The organism is Streptomyces sp. NPDC037410 (assembly GCF_055602235.1).
Genome location: NZ_JBVJWR010000021.1, coordinates 13,698 through 33,592, shown reverse-complemented (window position 1 = coordinate 33,592; position 19,895 = coordinate 13,698). Strand labels below are relative to the sequence as shown.

At 72.5% G+C, this 19,895-nt stretch carries 15 protein-coding genes and 1 pseudogene; 2 read left to right on the top strand and 14 right to left on the bottom strand.

Annotated elements, in window-relative coordinates; genetic code table 11:
* Positions 1-25: 25 nt before the first annotated feature.
* Entirely contained in the window at positions 26-670 is a 645-nt protein-coding gene (locus tag ACZ7HT_RS29275; protein WP_471171383.1) for a hypothetical protein, read from the bottom strand.
* 217 nt (positions 671-887) lie between these two features.
* Here ACZ7HT_RS29275 and ACZ7HT_RS29270 point away from each other — a divergent pair, with 217 nt between their 5' ends.
* A complete protein-coding gene (locus ACZ7HT_RS29270) occupies positions 888-1,010 on the top strand; it encodes a hypothetical protein (protein WP_471171382.1) in 123 nt (40 codons plus the stop codon).
* Here ACZ7HT_RS29270 and ACZ7HT_RS29265 read toward each other — a convergent pair.
* The 13 genes and pseudogenes from ACZ7HT_RS29265 to ACZ7HT_RS29205 all read right to left on the bottom strand — a co-directional run bounded on the left by ACZ7HT_RS29265 (position 1,007) and on the right by ACZ7HT_RS29205 (position 16,218).
* Positions 1,007-1,960, bottom strand: coding sequence for an IS481 family transposase (locus ACZ7HT_RS29265; RefSeq protein ID WP_471171485.1), 954 nt, complete (start codon positions 1,958-1,960; stop codon positions 1,007-1,009). The two genes, ACZ7HT_RS29270 and ACZ7HT_RS29265, sit on opposite strands and share 4 nt — an antisense overlap.
* 158 nt (positions 1,961-2,118) lie before the next feature.
* A pseudogene (locus ACZ7HT_RS29260) lies at positions 2,119-2,505 on the bottom strand (helix-turn-helix domain-containing protein); the annotation flags it as partial.
* A gap of 94 nt (positions 2,506-2,599) precedes the next feature.
* Complete coding sequence (locus ACZ7HT_RS29255) at positions 2,600-4,186, bottom strand: phospholipase D-like domain-containing protein (RefSeq protein ID WP_471171380.1); 1,587 nt, start codon at positions 4,184-4,186, stop codon at positions 2,600-2,602.
* A 480-nt stretch (positions 4,187-4,666) separates the two neighbouring features.
* Entirely contained in the window at positions 4,667-5,188 is a 522-nt protein-coding gene (locus ACZ7HT_RS29250) for a DUF6529 family protein (RefSeq protein ID WP_471171379.1), read from the bottom strand.
* A gap of 65 nt (positions 5,189-5,253) precedes the next feature.
* The gene (locus ACZ7HT_RS29245; RefSeq protein WP_471171377.1) at positions 5,254-5,799 is read right to left on the bottom strand and encodes a COG4315 family predicted lipoprotein; all 546 of its coding nucleotides are present in this window, start codon (positions 5,797-5,799) and stop codon (positions 5,254-5,256) included.
* Between the two features lie 195 nt (positions 5,800-5,994).
* Entirely contained in the window at positions 5,995-7,206 is a 1,212-nt protein-coding gene (locus tag ACZ7HT_RS29240) for an MFS transporter (RefSeq protein WP_471171375.1), read from the bottom strand.
* A 250-nt stretch (positions 7,207-7,456) separates the two neighbouring features.
* Positions 7,457-10,306 (bottom strand): type 2 lanthipeptide synthetase LanM family protein, encoded by a 2,850-nt coding sequence (locus ACZ7HT_RS29235; RefSeq protein ID WP_471171374.1) that lies wholly within the window; start codon positions 10,304-10,306, stop codon positions 7,457-7,459.
* Positions 10,307-10,482: 176 nt separating this feature from the next.
* Entirely contained in the window at positions 10,483-10,686 is a 204-nt protein-coding gene (locus tag ACZ7HT_RS29230) for a DUF6229 family protein (protein ID WP_041133069.1), read from the bottom strand.
* A gap of 626 nt (positions 10,687-11,312) precedes the next feature.
* Entirely contained in the window at positions 11,313-11,588 is a 276-nt protein-coding gene (locus tag ACZ7HT_RS29225) for a hypothetical protein (protein ID WP_471171372.1), read from the bottom strand.
* Between the two features lie 476 nt (positions 11,589-12,064).
* Complete coding sequence (locus ACZ7HT_RS29220) at positions 12,065-13,228, bottom strand: polyprenyl synthetase family protein (RefSeq protein WP_471171371.1); 1,164 nt, start codon at positions 13,226-13,228, stop codon at positions 12,065-12,067.
* Positions 13,225-14,364: a tetratricopeptide repeat protein gene (locus ACZ7HT_RS29215; RefSeq protein ID WP_471171369.1), complete on the bottom strand. Its 1,140-nt coding sequence runs from the start codon at positions 14,362-14,364 to the stop codon at positions 13,225-13,227. Before ACZ7HT_RS29215 ends, ACZ7HT_RS29220 begins: the two co-directional genes overlap by 4 nt.
* Positions 14,365-14,563: 199 nt before the next feature.
* Positions 14,564-14,701, bottom strand: a complete 138-nt coding sequence (locus ACZ7HT_RS29210; RefSeq protein WP_471171367.1) for a hypothetical protein — start codon at positions 14,699-14,701, stop codon at positions 14,564-14,566.
* A 710-nt stretch (positions 14,702-15,411) separates the two neighbouring features.
* Complete coding sequence (locus ACZ7HT_RS29205; protein ID WP_471171365.1) at positions 15,412-16,218, bottom strand: ABC transporter ATP-binding protein; 807 nt, start codon at positions 16,216-16,218, stop codon at positions 15,412-15,414.
* Between the two features lie 480 nt (positions 16,219-16,698).
* On the opposite strand from ACZ7HT_RS29205, the gene ACZ7HT_RS29200 reads away from it, so the two are divergent.
* Positions 16,699-19,845: an FtsX-like permease family protein gene (locus tag ACZ7HT_RS29200; protein WP_471171364.1), complete on the top strand. Its 3,147-nt coding sequence runs from the start codon at positions 16,699-16,701 to the stop codon at positions 19,843-19,845.
* The last annotated feature ends 50 nt before the right edge of the window (positions 19,846-19,895 follow it).

Here is a 19,895-nt window from a genome sequence, read left to right as displayed (position 1 = left end):
AGGTCAATCCGCCGGAGGCCGAGGATCAGTAGACCTCCGCCTCCGGGGCCTTCTTGGCGTCCACTTCGTCACGGATGACCGCGAACCTCTCGCGTTGGACGTCCTTCCGTCTGGCCACGACACGGTAGCTGAACTCACGGTCGTCGGCACCGTCCGAGGCCGCACGGACGCCGAAGCCGCTGGAGTTCCGGTCCGTCACGAACAGCCCGCCGGCGGCCTCATACTCCGTCAGGAAGACGTGGTAGGGGCCCTCCTCGGTGAGTTCGGCGAAGTGCGGATCCAGAGAGACGTCGGCACGGCCGTCCACGAGGCGGCCGAATCCGAAGTCCTCGAACCAGCTCTCCGGAGCCTCAACGGCATACATCTCCCGGTACGTGCCGTCGGTCACGCGGACGAATGCACCCTTGGTGCCCGTCACCTGGAGGTCTCCTCCGACCAACACCTTGCCGTCGAAGCGGGCCGCAAGACCCGAATCCGAGCGGGCCCACAGGCCGTACGCCTTGTTGCCGACATTGGCGATGGCAATCACGCCGTTGCCGTGCTCGGTGAGTGAGACCCCTTGCACACCGGCGTTGTTCTGTCCACGGCCACTCCCGGTCACGCCGTCGCCGTCGGTTCCCTCACAGCTGGCGACCACGCCGGCGCCGCTGCCGACGAACTGGCCGCCCACCCCGAAGGTGGCGGGCTTGGTCTCGAAGCCGGTGCCGGCCGGTCCGACGGCCTTCCAATGGCTTCCGTTTACCACGATCGTCCTCCGTAGTGCCAGACTGTGGCGGGGCGCAATCTCAGGTTCGCTCCGGCGAACCCGACGCCTCTGATCAGCTATAGCTCAAGTCCGGGACGGGCACCCGCGCCGACGCACGGACGCGCACCTGATCGGCGTAGCAATGCCTGCCGGAGAGCCCCGTCTGTTCCACCCGGTCCCCGAACGAGGCGACGAGATCGCCACGTGTCTGGGCACGGCCCTGGAACACTGGGCCGAGCTGATCATCTCGCTCGTCAAGCCCTAGGTGTATTGCCCTGTGAGGTTGGGGACGCGGCTGGCGGGTGGTTTGCCTGCGAGCGCGGTGTGTCCGCGGTGGTGATTGTAGGAGTGCAGCCAGTCGGGGAACGCGTCGCGTCGTTCCTGTTCTGAGCGGTAGGGGCGGGCGTAGGCCCACTCGTCCAGCAGGGTGCGGTTGAGGCGTTCGACCTTGCCGTTGGTCTGGGGCCGGTAGGGCCGGGTTCGCTTATGGGTGATCCCGGCCGCTGTCAAGGCATCGCGCCAGGGATGCGATCGGTAGCAGGCGCCGTTGTCGGTCAGGACGCGTTCGACGGTGATCCCGCACGCGGCGTAGAAGGCTTGGGCCCGGGTCCAGAAGGCGGTGGCGGTTTCCTTCTTCTCATCGGCCAGGATCTCGCTGTAGGCGAGGCGGGAGTGGTCGTCGACGGCGGTGTGGATGTAGCTGTAGCCGGTGCCCGACCTGGTCTTGCGGCCGGCCTGCCGGCCGAGCGTCTTGTGCCCGCCGCCGTCGGGGATGTTGCCCGGTTTCTTGATGTCGACGTGGACGAGTTCGCCGGGACGTTCGCGTTCGTAGCGGCGTATGACTGCACCGGTGGCCCGGTCCAGGTGCGTGAGGCGGGCCAGGCCGAAGCGGGTCAGGACCCGGTGCACGGTCGAGGGGACCAGGTTCAGGAGGCCTGCGATGCGGGCCGGTCCCCAGCGGCGCGACAGGCGGACCTTGATGATTCGGCGTTCGGTGCGGGTCGGGGTGCGGCGGGGGCTGGATCGGGGACGCGATGAGCGGTCTTCCATGCCCGCCTCGCCCATGGCGCGATAGCGGGTGGCCCACCGCTGGGCGGTGGTGGGCGAGACCTGGAAACGCTCGGCGGCCCGGCGAAGCGGCCAGCCGTCCTCGACCACGCAGCGGGCCAGGCGCAGGCGTCCGGTCTCGGTCAGGGGTGCATTACGGTGGGGCATGAGGGCCTTCTGCTGGTCGGTGTAGACGTCGCAATCCACACCGAACCCGGAAGGCCCTCACCCGTTCAAGATCCCTCAGCCGAGACCTGCATCACCCGTCCACAACCTCCCAGGACAGAACACCTAGGTGTAGTGACCCGCCGCCTCGTCGACGCGGCTGATGGGCGGGTGGCCCGATCGGCCGGGCGGCCCAGAACCTTGTGGCCGCCGCCGTCGGGAATCCGGCCGAGTCTCTTCACGTCCACGTGGATCAGCTCGCCGGGGCGGTCGCGTTCGAAGCGGCGGATCAGGCTGCCGGTCGGCCGGTCGAGCCAGGCCAGTCGGTTGACCCGGTGGCGGGTCAGGATCCGGTGCACGGTCGAGGTGGGCAGGCCCAGGATCAGCCACCGGCGGATCCATTTGTGGGCCGTGGCCCTGGAGATGCCCATCTCGGCGGCCACATGCGCGACCGGACCGCCTGAGCAGACACGTTCGACGACTCGGACGACATGGTGGTCCGACGATCGGCTCCGCCCCGGAGCCGCTTCCCGGTTCCGAAAAGAGATCCACTACGCGAACATCGCGGACCGCAACAGGTGTGCACCTCGAGTCACGGTGGCCGCTGACCCGAGGTGCGCCGAGGTGCCGGTCGGGAGGGCGTCAGCCCTGGCAGAGGCCGCGCGTGTAGTCGTACGTCGCCGTCGCCTGCGAGTACTTCCACTGCGGCGCGAGCAGCCCGTCCGCCAGCCGGCGTGCGGCGGCGGGGCTTTCGATCACGTAGCCGAAGTCCTGGAGCCAGGAGGGGTACAGGTTCTTCGATCCGATGTAGAAGGCCGAGTCGTCCACCGAGACCAGCTTGTGGTGCTGGGCGTACGGCTTGCCGTCCGCCCACGTCGGCTTGTCCGAGGCGCGGAAGGTCGCGAGCTGCAGGTTCTGGCACATCGCGGCCCTTGCCTTCGGCACGTCACCGGTCAGGGCCGTGAGGCGGCCGCGCAGGGCGTCGCTCACCTCGGACAGCGACTTGATCTGCGAGTAGCCGCCGCTGCCGATGGTGCCCCGGTTGGCCGGGTCGCTGACGACGATGCGCACCTTCACACCGGCGGCGAGTTTCGCGGCGAGGGTGTCGTAGAGCCGGATGTCGTAGCGGGGCAGCGGCGGGCAGGTCGCGTTCAGGTCCTGCTGCGAGATCTCGACGTGCTCGGTCGCGCTCGCGACGAGGGCCCGCAGGGCGCTCTCCTCCGGGTTGACCGTGTCGTAGTCGCGGTCGGCGTTGGTGTAGTCGTGCACGCCGAATCCGCAGGTGGTGTCGGAGGCCGTCGGCAGGACGGGCCGGAACGACGAGGACGGGTCACTCTGTCGGATCCCGACGCCGAGGCCGCCGACCGCGAGGGCGGGGATGTCGCCGCCGGTGGGCGGGGCGGCGGGCCGGGGCAGGGTGGGCAGGCAGCCCGCGCCGTTGGAGGAGGCGAACCAGACGGCGGTCCAGTTGTTCTTGTTGCGGCAGGTCCAGTCCCACAGCGTGTCGAGGTAGCGTCCGGCGGAGCCCGCCGCCGGGCCGGACAGCGCGAGGTCGACGTCGTTCACCGGGTGGGTGGTGTCGAGGTAGTCGTCCTTCCAGCTGTTGATGCCGCCGGTGATCACCGAGTTGCCGTCCACCACCACCAGCTTGGAGTGGTTCCAGGAGAAGCCGGTCTTCGACGTCGTCATCGAGGCCACGTCGAGAGTGACGCTCGCGGCCGCCGGACCGAGCTTGTCCACCAGCTCGTCGCGGTAGGCGGACGGAACCACGTTGGCGTGGTAGATGGGTGCGGCGCCGACCAGGATGCGAACCTGAAGCCGGTTGCCCTTCTGCGCGGCCTCCTTCAGGCCGGCCACGATCGCGTCCTGGAAGGCTCCGTTGGGGAACGGGGCCAGCGTGGATATGTCCACGCTGTACCGGGCGTTCGCGATGTCCTCGCGCACCTTCTCCAGCAGGCGCCGGGAGCCTGAGCGGTCGGCGCAGGTGGGATCGCCCCAGCAGCCGGGGGTCTGGAGCAGCCAGTCGGAGGCGCCGGGGGTGGAGGCACCCAGCCTGTTCCCCGTCGTGCGCTCCCAGACGGATCCCTCCAGGCCCGGAGAGACCTGACGCAGGGACTGCTCCACCGCGTCCAGGTGCGGAGTGGGCGCGTCGGCGAACGCCGGGGCGGCGGACAGCAGGAGGGCGGAGAGGGCGAGTGGAAGGGCCGTCGTGCGGATGGTGCGGGCCAATGCGGTTCCTTGCTTGGGGGGGGTGGCTCGGGCCAAGGGCTCCGCGGAGGGGGGCCTCGACCTTGATCAACTCACGTAAGTTACCAGCGCGTATCTCCTGGTTCACCCCAACCCACGCTACTTTCAGCCATATTCGCGCCCTGCGCCGTCGTCGAGGCTTCCCAGCCGCGGCCCGGTCGTGGCCCGATCGCAGCGCGACCGTGAAAGCCGGTCTCAGGGGCGCCCGTGGTCCAGCAAGACACGGGCAGCCGTTCGCCGGTCGTGTCGTGAGGGCCAGGGCACACCGGTCCACCGGGCTGAAGGCCACCGCCCCGCTGAACGCCTTGGCCGCACTCGCGATACACATGTGGTTCCCGGTCCGGGGTGGGCGTCCTGTACCCACCCCGGCCGTGCCGGCCCGGGTGCCCACCCCGGCCGTGCCGGCCCGACGGATGCGGGCACGTGTCCCCTCCTCAAGCGCGGCGATGGACGCCCGGCCGGCTAGAGGCCCGGCGCGTTGAAGGTGTTGAGGTACCAGAAGGCCGCCGAGTACCAGAGCAGTGCGATCGTCAGGACCAGGGCGCCGCCGGCCACGGGCAGGACCCAGCCGGGCAGCCGGCGGTGCCGGACGACGATCACCTTGGCGACGAAGGCTCCGTAGAGGAAGCAGCCGCTCAGCGAGTGCAGGGCGGTGCGGGCGTCGGTCAGCTCCACCCCGTAGCCGACCAGGCAGTGCCGGGCGATCGGCAGGGACAGCAGGAAGGCCGCGAGGCCGACGAGTCGGTGGATCCGTCCGACCGGCCGTGGCGCCGTCCCCAGGCCGGGCAGCCGACCGTACAGCCAGAGCGCGAGCAGCAGCTGGATCAGCGCGAGGCCGAGGAGGGCGGTACCGAGCTCGGCCTTCAGCTGCTGGGCGTCGCCGAAGCGGGTGCCGAAGAGGCTGGTGGCGTAGGCCGGAGTGTGCGCGCGTCCGAACCAGTACACGCCGACCACCGTCGCGACCGGCAGAAGCGCCCAGAGCACGACCCGTACCGTCCGCCCGCGCCGCGTCCCTCCCCGCATCGGGCGTTCGTCGCCGGCCATGCGGATCAGTCGCCCTCGACCTTGTCGCCGGCCGGGTTGACCACGTACCACTTGGCACCGAAGGCGCTGGATTCCTCGCCGTTGGTGTCTCCCTTGGCCTTGTCGCCCTCGAAGGAGTACAGCGGGTGGCCGTTGTAGACGATCTGGGTCTTGCCGTCGGTGCGTGTGGTGGTGGTCAGCTTGGCCTGGTCGGCGCCCTTGACGGCGGTGGGAGCGCCCGTGGTGAGGGCGGGTGGCCAGGCCGTGGCACAGGCGTCGTAGCAGGTGGAGGAGGACGAGGTGTCCTTCTCGAAGAGGTAGAGGGTCTTGCCCTGGGAGTCGGTCAGGATGTCGCCGAACTTGCCGACGGATGCCACCGCGACGCTCGTCCCTCCGCCCGCACCGGCGGAGGCGCTGGGCGAGGCGCTCGCCGACGTCATCGCCGCCTGCGAGGCCGCGGGGGACGAGCCAGCCTGACCGGTGGTCTTCGTGCTGCTGGAGCAGCCGCCGCACACCGCGGTGCACAGGGTGACGGCGGCGAGCGAGACGGCTGCGAGGCCGCGCTGGTGCATGGTGCTCTCCGACGGATCGGGGACTTCCTGTCCCCCTCACTAGGGCCGGTGCCGCCCGGCGCTGCCACGGCGGCGCGCCGAGGGGTCAGCGCGACGGGGGACGCGGATGAGGCCGCCTGGGCGATGACGTGTGCCGGGTGGACGGGCACGGCTGCCCGGTTCCCGGCGGGCGCGGGCCCCGCGGCGTCGGCGGAATCAACGCCGCGGAGCGCGGGGGACGATCAGCAACACCACGGCGAGCACCTGGACGGAGACGACCACGGTGATCAGCAGGGGAATCGAGTAGCCGTACAAGCCGCCGATCAGTGCGCCGCCGGCCAGGCTCGCAGCGCCGACCACACCGGCGAACAGGCCGTACGCGGTCGCCCGCCGGTCGCTGGGCACCAGATCCGCGACCGTGGCGCGCAGGGTGGACTCCTGGATGCCCATGGCCGCACCCCACAGCAGCGATCCCGCGACCGCGATCCCCAGCTTGCCGGTGAACGCCAGCATCGCCACACCCGCCGTGAGCACCGGCAGGGCGATCAGAACCCGGGGGCCGTGGCGGTCGTACAGCCATCCGGTGGCCAGCGCCGCCAGGGCGTCCACGGCCATCGCCGCCGCGTACAGCACCGGCACCCACGCGGCGGACAGCAGGTGCCGTTGAACCAGGTGGAAGGAGAGGACGCCGAAGGTGGCGAGCCCGGTCGTGGTGGTGGCCGTGAACGCGGCGTACGTCCAGAACGCCCTCGGCAGACGTCGGTCCCCTGCCTGATGGTCCGGCGCCGGTACGGCCGTGGCGGCCGCCTCGCGCTCGTAGGCTTCCGGATCCGGCACCCGGGCCCGCAGCCGGTACAGGAGGCCAAGGACCGCGAGGCCGGGCAGGGCGAGCAGGCCGAGCGCCGGACCGTAATCGCCGCCGGTCAGCGCCAGCACTCCGGCCACGAACAGGGGACCGATCAGGGCGCCGACCTGGTCCATCGCCTCGTGCACGGCGAAGCCCCGGCCCCGTCCCGTCGCCGCCGCGGCGTGGGACAAGAGGGTGTCCTTCGCCGGGGAGCGGACGGCCTTGCCGACCCTCTCGGCGATCACGAGGGCACACGCCACCCATAGCACCCCGGCCGCACCCAGGAGCGGCACGGAGGCGACGGTCAGGGCGTATCCGGCGATGGTCAGGCCCCAGAAGCGGCGGGTGCGGTCCGCCAGCGGGCCCGACACCAGTCGCAGCCCGAGCGCCGCCGCCTCACCGGCGCCCGTGACCACGCCGACGACCAGCGCCGAGGCCCCCAGCGACGCCAGCAGCGGCCCGGTGACCGAGCGGGCCCCCTCGTACACGATGTCGGCGAGCAGGCTGACCGCGCCGAACCACAGCACGAACCGCCACGGCCCCATCCTCACCGGCCCCGTCTCCACGGGCCGCTTCCCCACCGGGCGCCTCCCTTTCATGGTCCCCTCCCTCGGCGAAGCAGCAGGGGTGTCGGACAGGGTACGGAGCTCGGCCTGCCGCGCCGACGGCGGAAGGATTCGATGCCGACGAGGCCGATGGTACGGCGAGGCCGCCGACCGACCACGGCTCCGTCGACGACGGCCGATCCGGGAGCGGGTCACTCCCGTACGCCCTTGGGCCGACCCGCTCGCGGAGTCCGCCACCGGTCGGCGTCCGAGGCGGGAGATCGCGTCAGATGGTGTCCGGCCCCTCGGGGTGGGCCAGGAGGAGAGGCGAGCTCAGGCGTGCGTCGGGGTGCATCCGGAGCAGGTGGTGCACCACCCCGGACAGCCCGGGGAGCAGACCCGGGGCGAACGCCTCCTTGGCGAGGCCACCGACCGGACCGCGCTGCTCGATGCCGGTGATCAACTCCGCGTCGGCCTGTGCGGCGGACGGTCCCTCGTACCCCTTCAGACCGCGCAGGTGGTGCAGGAGCTCCCAGAGTCCGAGGTCGCCGTGACAGAGGGTGTGGCTCCAGCCGAACCCCTCGCGCAGGCCGGCCGGCCCCGAGCGGAGCGCGGTGTCCAGGTGGCGGGGGTCACCCGTGCGCCGGTGGAGGTCGAGGGCGGCCAGGCCGATGCCCGTGCTGCCGTGGCACCACGCGGTGGAATGGTCGACGTCTCCCCCGATCCGCGCATCGACCCAGGCCCCTGCCTCCGGCGTGTACAGCGACTCCTCGAAGTCGTGCGCCAGAGTGCCGAGTTCGTACCACCGGCGCCGGTCGGCCGGGCTCCCGGCGGACGAGAGGGCGAGCCTGGTGAGCGCCCACCCGGCGCCGGTGGCGCCATGGGCGAATCCGCCGATGCCCTCGGGGAACATCACCGTGGACCACCGTGCTCCGCGGTCGTCGACGACCACGGTCCGCTCCAGATGCCGACCGGCCTCCGCGGCTGCTTCCGACCACCGCTCCTCGCCGGTGAGTTCGGCGAGGTCGAGCAAGGGGACGACCGCGCCGGCCACGCCGCTGAGCACGTCGAGGGCACGGTCCTCGGCGATGGCTTCCGGGGTCAGCAGCGCGGCCCTGGCACGGGCACGGTCGAGCAGCCCGGGCGTGCCGAGGACGCGGTGCAGCACGGCCCAGGTCCACACCTGCGAGGCGACGCCGGTGAACCCGCCGAGCTGACGGGTCGGCGTGGTGTCCTCGGTGGCGGACAGGACCTCCAGGGTGCCGGCAAGGACGGACTCGACACCGGCCACCGGATCGGCTCGGCCGGCCCGCTGCTCCCGCTGGTACTCCGCGAGGGCGAGGGCGACGCCGCCCTGCCCGGTGTAGAGGTCCGCGCCCAGCGGGCGGACGGCCCAGCCGTAGTCCGTGAGCACGGGACTGATCCAGGTCGTGGTGGCGTCGGCACCGTGCACGGCCGCCTCGCAGACCGTCCGCACGGCCTGGGCCGCCAGCGTGCGGCGCCGCCGGTCCAGGTCCTCGACGTGCGGCGCGCGGGCGGGCGTCCGTACCCGGTCGGGAAGCCTGCGTTCGTTCAGGTAGGCGCCGACCAGGGCGCTGCGGATGGTGTCGCGTTCACGGGTGAGGTCCGCCCGCCGCCACCCGGCGAGGAAGGCGTCAAGGCGTTGTCCGCCCACCCGTTCGCCGAACGCGGGGATGTCTCCGACCAGGAGGTCCGCTATCTCCTGGTCGATCACGGCCGGTTCGCGGGGCGCGCCCGGGGCGGCGAGGGCGTTGCGGTGGAGGATGTCCCGGGCCCGGGCCAGGGCGGCGTCGGGGTCGTGCAGCGAAGCCGGGTGCCAGAGCATCCGGCCGATGTCCGTGTACGTCTGTGTGGGCCTCCGGATCCTGCGGACCCGGCAGCCGTCGAACACCCGCAACAGCGCGTCGAGTCCACCGCCCGCGTCGAGCTCCGCCAGGGCCGCGGTGAGCCCGTCGAAGCCGGTGAGCACCTGGTCCCAGTGGCGGATCAGCACCGGCTCGGGGCTGGGCTGGTTGCGGGCCGGCGGCAGGTCCACCGCGGCGATCTCCATACGGGCGGTGTCCCGTCCTCCGTCCGTGATGACCGGGACGCGGATCTGCGGCTGCTGACCGGGCAGACCACCGGCGGCCGAGAGGTCCACGCCTGCGAGGGCGTAGCCGTCGGTGCGCAGCGGGAGGATGCCGGTGCGCAGCACGGTGTTGCGGATCGTCCGGGCCGCCCGGTCCACGGCGTCGCCGCGCCCACTCGGCGGAACCTCGACATCGGGGGTGAACAGGGCCTCGGCGTCGACGACGGCGGGCACCGGACCGTGGGCCACGAGGTTCTCGGCGTGCAGGTCGGTCCCGCCGAGGAGCCGCATCACCGCCAGCCAGCCGCCCAGGGCGCGGTAGAAGCGGGCGAGTTCCGCCTCGCCTTGGCAGTAGCGGTGCCCGAGGTGCTCGGCCCAGCCGTAGCCGTCCCGAACCACCACCCTCGGTACGCCCAGGTCCTCGGCGCCGGGGACGGCGGCGACGAAGGATCGCAGCGCGGCGTCCACCTCCACCGGTCGCGGCTTGTACATGACGCAGGAGGTCTCGAAGACCACCAGCGCCACCGCCCGGCCGCCGTGGTGGGTGTCCCCTCGGGCGAGTTCCAGGGCGCGCAGCGGTCCGGGATCGCCCCCGAGCAGGCCGGCGACGGCCCGCCGGTCCGCGGCGAGCCGCGCACCCAGCTCCAGGGCGCCCTCGGTCAGCAGGCGTCCGGAGGCGAAGGCCCGTCGGCGCAGCGCCGGGTAGCGCCGGTGCAGGGTCTCGGAGAAGCCGGGCGCGGAGGCCTGCCGGAGGAAGGCGTCCCATCGCGCGGACGGGTCCGTGCCGGGCAGGTCGCCGGCGAGGGCGGCAGCCCGCAGCTCAAGCAGGAGCACCCGGTTGAGCCGCAGCTGGAGGGTACGGCGGAGAGCCTCGCGCGTCGCCTCGCGCAGGACTTCCCGCTCGTCGGAGGCCAGCCCGGCCATCCCTGGGATCCGGTCGTCCAGCTCCGCGAACAGCGGGGCCGCGAAGGCGTCCACGGGGCCCGCGAACCATCCCTCGGGCGGCGGTCCGTCGGCCGCGCGGGCCGCTGCCACCGGTTCCACCATGCTGAGTCCTCTCCTGGTGTCTTGGTCGGGTTTCCGCACGCGGGGGCCGGCCTCGCCGGGCCTCGCCGGGCCTCGCCGGGCCTCGCCGGGCCTCGCCGGGCCTCGCCGGGCCTCGCCGGGCCGGGGAGCCCCTGAGGGCTCCCCGGGTGGTGCGTCCGGTGCCGTACGGCGGTTCGTCAGCAGCAGTAGCTGTGCAGCGAACCCGTACAGCTGCTGCACCCGGTGAGCAGCGCCTCGGTGCCGTCGGTCAGCGCGGCCTCTCCGGCCGCACCACCCACGTAGAGCGGGCCGGCCGGGTTGTCGGCGCCGAAGGCCGTCTCGGCACCCTGGAGCCAGGCGGTGACAATCTCATCCGCGCGAGTGATGGACATGATGGACATGTGGGACCTCCTACGATTCGCCGGAAGTACACGGGGCTACAGAATCCACCGGAGGCGGTCCGTCCGGGATCTACCGGAACCGGCCAATCGTCGAGCGGTATTCCGGGCGCGTCCGGCCCGGCCCAGAGGCCGCCGCCGCGCGGCCGGAACGATGGCCGCCGGTCGGCGCACCGCGGACGCCGACCATGGTGGCGGGCGGTGTCGGCCCCCTGCGCGTCCGGGTCCAGAACGGTACCTCCGCGAGGCGCGAGGGGGCCTGCGACGGCGCCTGTCAAGGGGCGCGGTCCTAGTGCGTTTTGGCCATTCGCGCCCCGTAGTGGCGGCGCGTACGGGGCGGTCCGACGCGCGATCGCCCGGTCGAGCGAGCGGTCGAGAAGACGTGCCGCAGCCTCCCAGGGGTCAACCTCCCGCCTCGATGCTGGAGCACTACCAGTGGACCAAGAACCTGCTGGTCAGCTACTCACCGAAGAAGCTCGGGTGCTGCTGAGCACGTTCGGCGAGGTGCACCAGGCGCCTGGACTGTCCGATGGACCGGTACGTCGACTCATGCAGAGCACTGCCCTTCGTTTCTGCCTGCATCCGTCCCAGCTTCTGCCGATGGTGCCTGGCGGTCCCGAACACCACAATCACAGCCATGTCCAAATCGATTCCTCGAACGGAACGGCACCCGCCACCGCCAGGTACACGTCGAACAGCAACCGCTTGCGCGCCAACGAGAAATGATCGAAGCCGGCCAGCAGGTCAGCCACCACATCGGTACCGGCTCTGCGGCCCTCCAGCACCGCCTGCGCCAGCGCCGCATCGAACCCGCTGCCCTGCGCTCCCGCAGTGGCCAGGTACACGGCGAGTTCCCGCTCCGCCACCAGATGACCGCCACGGCGACGCAACAGCACCAACAGCAACGCCGACTCCAGGGTCCGGCTGGCACACGGGGGCACGCACCGCACCATCGGAGCCGACCACCGCGCTCAAGTGCGCGGTCAGAGCCTTCCGCGCTGCCCGTAGTCCCACCTCCATCCGGCCCTGCATGTCGCTGCCGGCGCCCTCCATGCCGATCTCGCCGTCCTCCATCGTCGCCCTCGGCGTAGTTGGCCCCGCCGAATCCTCAGCGGTCGAGATGGCGGTGGCGGAGAGCCGACCCACGATCCCCACTCGAACGAGTGATGGTGCTTGACTTTCGGCCGTCGGCTATGAGGCCCGCCGGACGGCCGCGGGCCTGTCCCCGTCAGCTCGAAACCGCAGCCTTCGTACCAGCCCACGCGGGGCAGCTTTGACGATCCGCCGACTCGTCCTCTCGGTCCGCCGTCGTTCCGCGCTCCGCTGCGGGTCCCCGTCGTCGAGCCGTCACCGCGGGGTGATCACCGAGGCGGAACGGTGATCACCTGGTCCGGTCGAGCACGTACGTGAACAGCCTGTCCAATTGCTGTGCGGCGGTGTGCGTGAGGGACGTGTCGCGCAGCGCGCGGCGGGCGGTGTCCAGGTGTCGGCGCGCTTCTTCGCGGGTCGCGGTCCGCCCGCCCAGCTCCTCCAAGAGTGCCGCGACGTGTGCGGCGGCCTCGTGGTCGAGCGGCTGGGGAGGGGCGAGCAGCGCCGCCAGTTCATGCGCGGCCCTGCCTCCGCCGGCCAGTGCGGCGAGCATCGGGTAGGTCTTCTTGCCCCTGCGCAGGTCGGCGTGGACGGGTTTGCCGGTCACGGCGGGGTCGCCCCAGATGCCGAGGATGTCGTCCACCGCCTGGAAGGCGAGGCCGAGATGGCGCCCCGCCCGTTCGAGCGTGGTCACGGTCCGGTCGGGGGCGCCGCCGAGGACCGCGCCGAGCGCAACGGCGCAGCCCAGCAGGGAGCCTGTCTTGTGTTCGGCCATCGACCGGTACTGCTCCGGTCCGACTGCGCCGGGGCCGTACCACGGACGGTGTTCAAAGCGCAGGTCCTGTGCCTGGCCGGACACCAGCGCGTTCAGGGTCCGGCAGAGGCAGCGGACCGCGGCCGCCGCGTGCCGGCCCGAGGTCTCGGCCAGGGTGGTCACGGCCTGGGCGAGAAGCGCGTCGCCGGCGAGTACGGCCGGGCCGGTCCCGTATTCCTTCCACACCGCAGGCCGCTGCCGGCGCAGGGCGTCGCCGTCCATGATGTCGTCGTGGAGGAGCGAGAAGGTGTGCACGAGTTCGACGGCCACGGCGCCGGGAACGGCCTCCGCGCCATCAGCCCCGACCGCCTCCGCCCCGAGCACGGCAAGCGCCTGGCGTACTCCCTTGCCCTCGGACCCGCCGGAATCCGGAGTACCGGCCGTGTCGGACCAGCCCAGCGCGTACGCCGCCATCTCACCGGTCCACGGATGGAGGCTGCCCACCGCCTCCACCAGCGCGGGCCGGACGAGTTCACGACAACGCTCCAGGACACGGATCGGCGCTGCGTCGTGATCGACGTCGTGATCAATCTCGCGATCAATGTCGCGATCACTGTCGCGATCACGTGAGGAACGCACCGGGGCCATGACTGCAGCGCCCGGCGAGCCCACCGGCGAGAATGGTGTCGGGACGGCGCTCACCGCAGGCACTCCACATCGGCGGCCTGAAGCGCCTCGGCCCCGACCGCCGGCACCACGGGCCTCGCGGCGCCCTGCTCGTGGCCGCCGTGGTCCGGCAGCGGGCCCACCCCCAGTTCGGCCGCTGCCTTGTCGACCATGTCCCGGGCATGCCGCAGCCCGATACGGTCCAGCGTCGAGCGCAGTTCGGCCAGGTCGGCGGCAGTGTGCGCGGCGTCGCGGCCCAGGTGGGCGGAGGCCTTGACCAGCCCCAGTCGCGACAGCGCCGTCCCGCGCGGCTCGTCCATCTCGCGGAACTCCTCAAGGGCCAGCGCGTACATCTCACGGGCCTGCTCGTAGCGGCCCGCCCGGTACAGCACGTTGCCGCGCATCTTGTGGTTGTAGGCGAGCGCACTGGACAACCGCATCTCCCGACAGGCCTCCTCCGCCTGGGACAGCAGCGACAGAGCGCGCTCCACATCGGCGTCGCGCACGGACACCACGTCCGCGATGCCGCGCAGCGCCCATGCCCACCCGCGCCGGTCCTCGGCTCGGGACGCCGTGTCGGCCGCCTCCTCGAACAGGGCCAGGGCCTCGTCGTATTCGCCGGTATTGCGGTGCATCTGCGCGATGCCCTCCAGCGCCCACACCGTGTGCCGGGCCTCGCCGCGGCGGCGGGCCTCGGCAAGCAGCTGCTCGTGCAGCCTCCTCACCGCCGCGTAATCGCCCTGTATCCGCCCGGTTTCGGCGAGCCCCGCCAGCGAGTAGCCGCGCACGACGACGTCACCGCCCCGCTCGCCCGTCTCGGCGGCCAGCCTCAGCAAGCGGTACGCCAGCCTGAACGCACCGCGCTGTCGGGCCAGCGTGCCGCCGCTCCACAGAGCCCACGCCATGGCCCCCTCGTGACCGGCCGAACGCGCCGCCCGGTAGCTCGCCTTCCACGCCCGGTCGGCCTCCTCGATGCGCCCGAGCCTGCGGCAGGCCTCCGCCACGGCCAGCCCGCAGCGCGCCTCCTCCCGCCGGTCCCCGGCCCGCTCCGCCGCCCGCAGCTCCTCCATGCCCCGGGCCAACACCTCGGGCAGTGAGGCGTTCACCGACAACGATTCCAGAGCACCCTGGTACTCCGGCGCCGATGCCTTCGCCCGCCTCGTCCTACGCACCTGACCTGCCATCACCCCTCCTCGGGTCGACTCGACGATCAAGTCGACACGAGGACCAAGACGGCGACCGCGGGCCGGGGTTCCCTCTCGGCCGAGAAGTCCGCCTCGATACGGACGCGGGATCGTCCTCAAGTGCTACGCGGCTGTCGACGACTCCTCAGCGAGATGTACGCCGGGGCTCCCGGAACGGCAGGTCCGGTCAGCGTGGGGCGAGGCCCGAACGGCGGACGACCAGTTCCGGCTCGAGCACCAGGACGCCCAGATCCAGGGCATCCAAATCGCCCGCCACTACCGCGGCGAACGCCTCGGCCGCGCCGCCGTCCCCCCACCGCCTCATCGGAGTCGAGCTCCACGTACTCACCCGCAAGACACTCGGCGGCCTGCAGACCGGCCTCGACTCCCGCACCCGCGCCCTCTCCGTCGCCGGCCACTTCGGCCAGTGTTCGGAGCCGGACGCCGGGGCAGCCTCCGCCGAAAAGCTCCTGGGCGGCACCCTGCACGGCCTGGCCGCACACGCGATGGGCCAGACCATGGACATGGACACCCTGCACAAGGCCAGGCAGGCACGGAACTGGATCGCCCACGAAGGCGCCTCGATCGGAGCCGTCTGGTCCGTGGACCGCGACCGCATACCACAGCACGCCGTCATACTGCGCACCGCCGTCACGGACCCTCGCTCTCGGCGACGACATCATCTCGCAGTGGTGCCACGGCCTGGAAGAGCCGCACGACCCGCCGCCGAGGGACTGGATCAGGGGTTACCCCGACGCCGTCGACACCCGGGACTTCGGCCGACTCTGTGGCCTTCTGCCCGTGCAGGCTTCGAGCCTCGCCGGCTCGGAGTGACGACACAGACCCGGTGGTCACCCGTCTTCGCCCTCGGTCATGTGCTCCGTGAGTCGCTGCTCATCAGTCGGCTTCGGCCGGTCCGGGGGCTTGGGGGCTGCAGGGATTCCGTGCCGCTCACTGCCCGATCCGCCGCCCGCACGACGGCCGCCGCGTGCAGGCGGTTCTGTCTGACCTCCGTGGCTGTCCCGGTATCGCCCGTCAGTGCCGCTGCGAGCTCGCCGGCTCCTCCGCGCCTTGCGGGGTCGCGTCCGCCGTCGGACTTGTGTCGTCGGCCGCGATGGGCTCCACGATGCGGCCGTCGCGCAGTTCCACGACCCGGTCGGCGAGTTCGATCAGGTTGGGGTCGTGGGTGGCGACGAGGATGGCGACCGACTGGCTGCGTACCACCGCGCGCAACAGCTCGATGATCGATCGGCCGGTTTCCGAGTCGAGCTGGCCCGTGGGTTCGTCCGCGATGATCAGGTCGGGGTCGTTGGCCAGGGCGCGGGCCACCGCGACGCGCTGCTGCTGGCCACCGGAGAGTTCGCCGGGGCGCTGCTCGGCGTGGTCCGCGAGGCCGACCAGGGCGAGCAGGGTCCGGGCGCGTTCCTCGCGCTCCTTGGCCGGTACGCGGCGCAGTCGCATCGGTACGCCGACGTTCTCGGCGGCGGTGAGGACGGGGATGAGACCGAAGGACTGGAACACGAAGCCGATGCGGTCGCGGCGCAGGGCGAGCAGGCCCGCCTCGTCGAGGGCCGCCAACTCGGTGCCGTCGAGGGTGATCCGGCCGCCGGCGGGGGTGTCGAGACCGCCGACGAGGTTCAGCAGGGTGGTCTTGCCCGAGCCCGAGCGGCCCCTGAGGGCGGTGAGCGAGCCGCGGCGGACCTCGAAGGACACCCCGCGCAGGGCGTGGACGGCCTGCGGTCCTCTGCCGAAACTGTGGTGCACGTCGTCCACCACCACGATCGGAGCGTCGCCGCTCTTCCGCGCCGGCGGTACAACCGCCGGTTCCTGCTGGCCCCTCATCGCACCCTCCCCTGTCGTGTCGCCCGCGCGGGCCGGACTGGCCGGCGTCCCGCGCGCTGCCGCTGCAGCCATGAATCAGATTTACTCATCTACAACATCAGGCACTCAAGCCCCTTTCCTCTGCGGCTCAAAGCTGGCAGCATCGTCCGGTATCCGGTAAGGGGTGTCCGCCAATGGGCAATGAACCGCGGGCATTTGCGCGCCGGAGCAGCGAGTGTCCGCAGGCCGTGGGCTCCCGAGGCGACACTCACGCGTCATGCGCGTGATCTATTGGCGGACGCTCCAGGGAAGGAACCAAAACACGTGCTCGGCTTCGTCGTTCGCCGACTGCGCGGGCGATGGCCCCTCGCTCTCTCCGTGCTGCTCACCGTACTGATCAGCGCAACCTCGCTGACTGCGCTTGCGGCATTCACCCGTGGTGTGGGGGAGGAAGGGCTCCGTCGGGCCCTGACCGGCCCTGAACAGTCCCGGACCACCGTCGTGATCACCAGTGGCCATCCCGCCTCCTTGCGCGCCAAGGACGACGAGTCCGTCCGGACCTTCGCCGACGAGGTGTTCGGGCGGCTTCCGGTGGCCTCTCAGAGCGTGGCCCGCAGCCGGTCGTACGGACTGCCCGGCGCCGCCGCTCCAGGCCGCGACGCCGACTTGACCCTGCTCGCCGCACTCGCCCGGGAGCACGTGGAACTGCTCGCCGGTGCGTGGCCCGGGCCGGTCCCCGCCGGGGCCGGTACCCCGACGGCGCCGATACAGGTGGCCGTACCGCGCGCGGTACTCGCACGGCTCGGCCTGGCCGAAACCGCGCTGCCCGCACCGGTCCACCTCGACGACCGCTTCGGTGGTCCTCCCCTGACCGTGCTGGTCACCGGCGTGTACCGGGCCTCTGACGCAGACGCCGGGTACTGGCAGCTCGACCCGCTCGGCGGCCGGGAGATCCAGTCCGACACTTTCGCCGTCTACGGCCCGCTCCTGGTGGACGACAGCGCCTTCACGGGGGGCACCCTGCTGCAGGAATACCGCCTCACGCTGCTGACCCCGGACCTGCGCACGATCCGCACGTCCGAAGCCGGGGCCCTGCGGACCGCGACGGACCCCGCGGCGCGCTCCCTCGAGCGCACCGCCTCGCTGCGAGCTGCCACCGGGCTGCCGCAACTCCTGTCCGAGTTGGACTCGGGCCTGGTCGTCGCCCGCTCCACCCTGTTGACGGGCGCGCTCCAGCTCGCCGTCCTGTCGACCGCAGCGCTGCTCCTCGTCTCCCACATCCTGACGGTGCGCCAGGAGCCTGAGCGTGTCCTGCTCACCGCGCGCGGCGTCTCCCGCCGCCGGCTCGGCGCGCTCACCGCGGTCGAGTCGCTGTTGCTCGCCCTGCCCGCGGCGGTCCTGGCACCGCTGCTCGCACCGCCCCTGCTCAACCTGTTCGGCCGGTTCGGACCGCTCGGACGGGTCCGCCTGGAGATACCGGACACCTGGCTGGTCTGGCCCGTAGCGGCCGGCTGCGCGCTGGCGTGCGTCCTGCTGACGACCCTGCCCTCCCTCCTGCGCGGCGCCTCGGCCGCCGTGCTGCGCCGCGTAGGCAGCAGACAGGCCCTGGTGACGGGTGCTGCCCGCTCCGGCGTGGACCTGGCCGTGCTGCTCCTCGCCGTACTCGGCTACCAGCAACTGTCGCAGTACGCGGGTTCGGACTCCCCCGCGCCCGGCGCATCGGCCGACGGCGGGCTCGGCGTGGACCCGGTCCTGGTACTCGCCCCGCCGCTGGCCCTGTGCGGGGGCACGCTGCTGGTCCTGCGGCTGCTTCCGCTCGCAGCGCGGGCTGCGGGACCGCTGTCGGCGCGTGGCCGGGGCCTGGCCCCGGCCCTGTTCGGCTGGCAGCTCGCCCGAAGGCCCGGCCGGGCCACCGGGCCCGTGCTGCTGCTCGTCCTCGCCGTCTCGAGCGGGGTCCTTGCTCTCGGCCAGCACACCGCCTGGTCCGCCTCCCAGCGCGACCAGGCCGACTTCGCCACCGCGGGCGGCCTCCGGATCTCCGAGAGCAGCATGTCTCCGATGGGGCAGGGCGGACGCTACGGGGCGCTGCCGGGCGGGGACCGCCTGAACCCGGTGGTCCGCCGGGAGCAGAAGCTGCCGGACGGAACCGTCGTCGACCTCCTCGCACTGGATGCCACCAAGGTCGACGAGCGGGTGCCGCTGCGCGCAGATCTGCGCGGCGGCCACGGGATGCGGGAGCTGTTCGCCCCGCTCGCCGCGGGTGGCCCGGCCTCTCCGGCGGCGACCGGCGCCGCGGGAGCGGCCCCCGCTCCCGCCCAGGCCTCCGGCCTCGCCCTGCCCGGATCCCCCCGCCGGATCAACCTCGACGTGACGGTACGGTCCACTGGTACGGACTGGGCGGCCGTGAGCCTGCTGCTGCGCGACCGGTTCGGGGCGACCCATGCGACGCCGTCGGTCACCCTGCCCGCCCACGGCAGCGCCACTCTTCCGTTCACTCTGGACACACTGACCGGTGCCCCGATCGGGTCGGCGGCCGCGCCGCTGACGCTGGCGGGCATGCGCCTCTCGTACGCCGGGAACGGCGAACCCGCGGGGGACGGCGCCGAACTGACCGTGCGCCGGATCACCGTCTCCGACACCGTGGACGGCGGCGCCGTGAGCGTCACCGCGCCGGGCACCGCGAGGGCCACGGGCGGCTGGCAGTCGGCTCCCCCACAAGGGCGGCCCTCCTTCCAGGTCCCCGCACTGTCCCCGGTCCCGGCCGGTTCCACCGACGTACTGCGGCTGCGCTACTGGGGCGGGTTCGGCACCGACAGGGGTGTCAGCACCATGCTGTTCCCGAAGCCCGCCACGCCACTGCCCGCCGCGGTTCCGGCGGTCGCCACCACCGGCTACCTGCGGTCGATCGGTGCTTCGGTGGGCGAGACGGTCCGCGTCATGCTGGACGGCGCGAACGTCCCGGTGCGGATCACCGCCGCCGTGGACGCACTTCCCGTGGCCGGACGGACGGCGCTCGCCGTCGACCTGCGCACGATCGGCCGGTTCCTGCTCGAGTCCTCAGGCCAGCAGCCGGATCCGCCCACCGAGTGGTGGCTGCCCGCCGCCTCGGCCGCCGACCCGATCCCGGCCCGCGCCGCGGCCGAGCTGCGCGAAGGGAGCAGGACCGAACGCGTCCAACTGCGCGACGAGACCACCGCGCGCCTGCTGGACGACCCGCTGAGCGCCGGCCCTCAGAGCGTGCTGGCCGTCCTCGCCGCCGCGTCCGCGGTCGTGGCGGCCATCGGCTTCGCGACCTCCGTCGCCGCCGAACGGCGCGTGCGCGGACGGGAATCCTCGATCCTGTTGGCGCTCGGCGCACCGCGCCGGTCGCTGGCCCGGGCTTCCGCCGCCGAGGGCGGGGTGCTGATCGCCATCGGGACCGCGGCCGGGACCGGGCTCGGTGTCGCCCTCGTCCACCTGATGGCGCCCCTGACCGTGCTGACCCCCGCCGCCGGACGGCCGTTCCCGCCCGTGCGGGCGGACATGCCGTTCGGGCAGACCCTGCTGACGGCCGCCGCCATCGCCGCCGTTCCCCTGCTTACGGCCGTATCCAGCGGCCCCCGAGGCCGCGATGTCGCCGTCCGGCTGCGCACCGTGGAGGAGATGTGACGACCCGGCCGCCGTCCGCCGTCCCGCCGTCCCGCCCTGCCCCGCGGCCC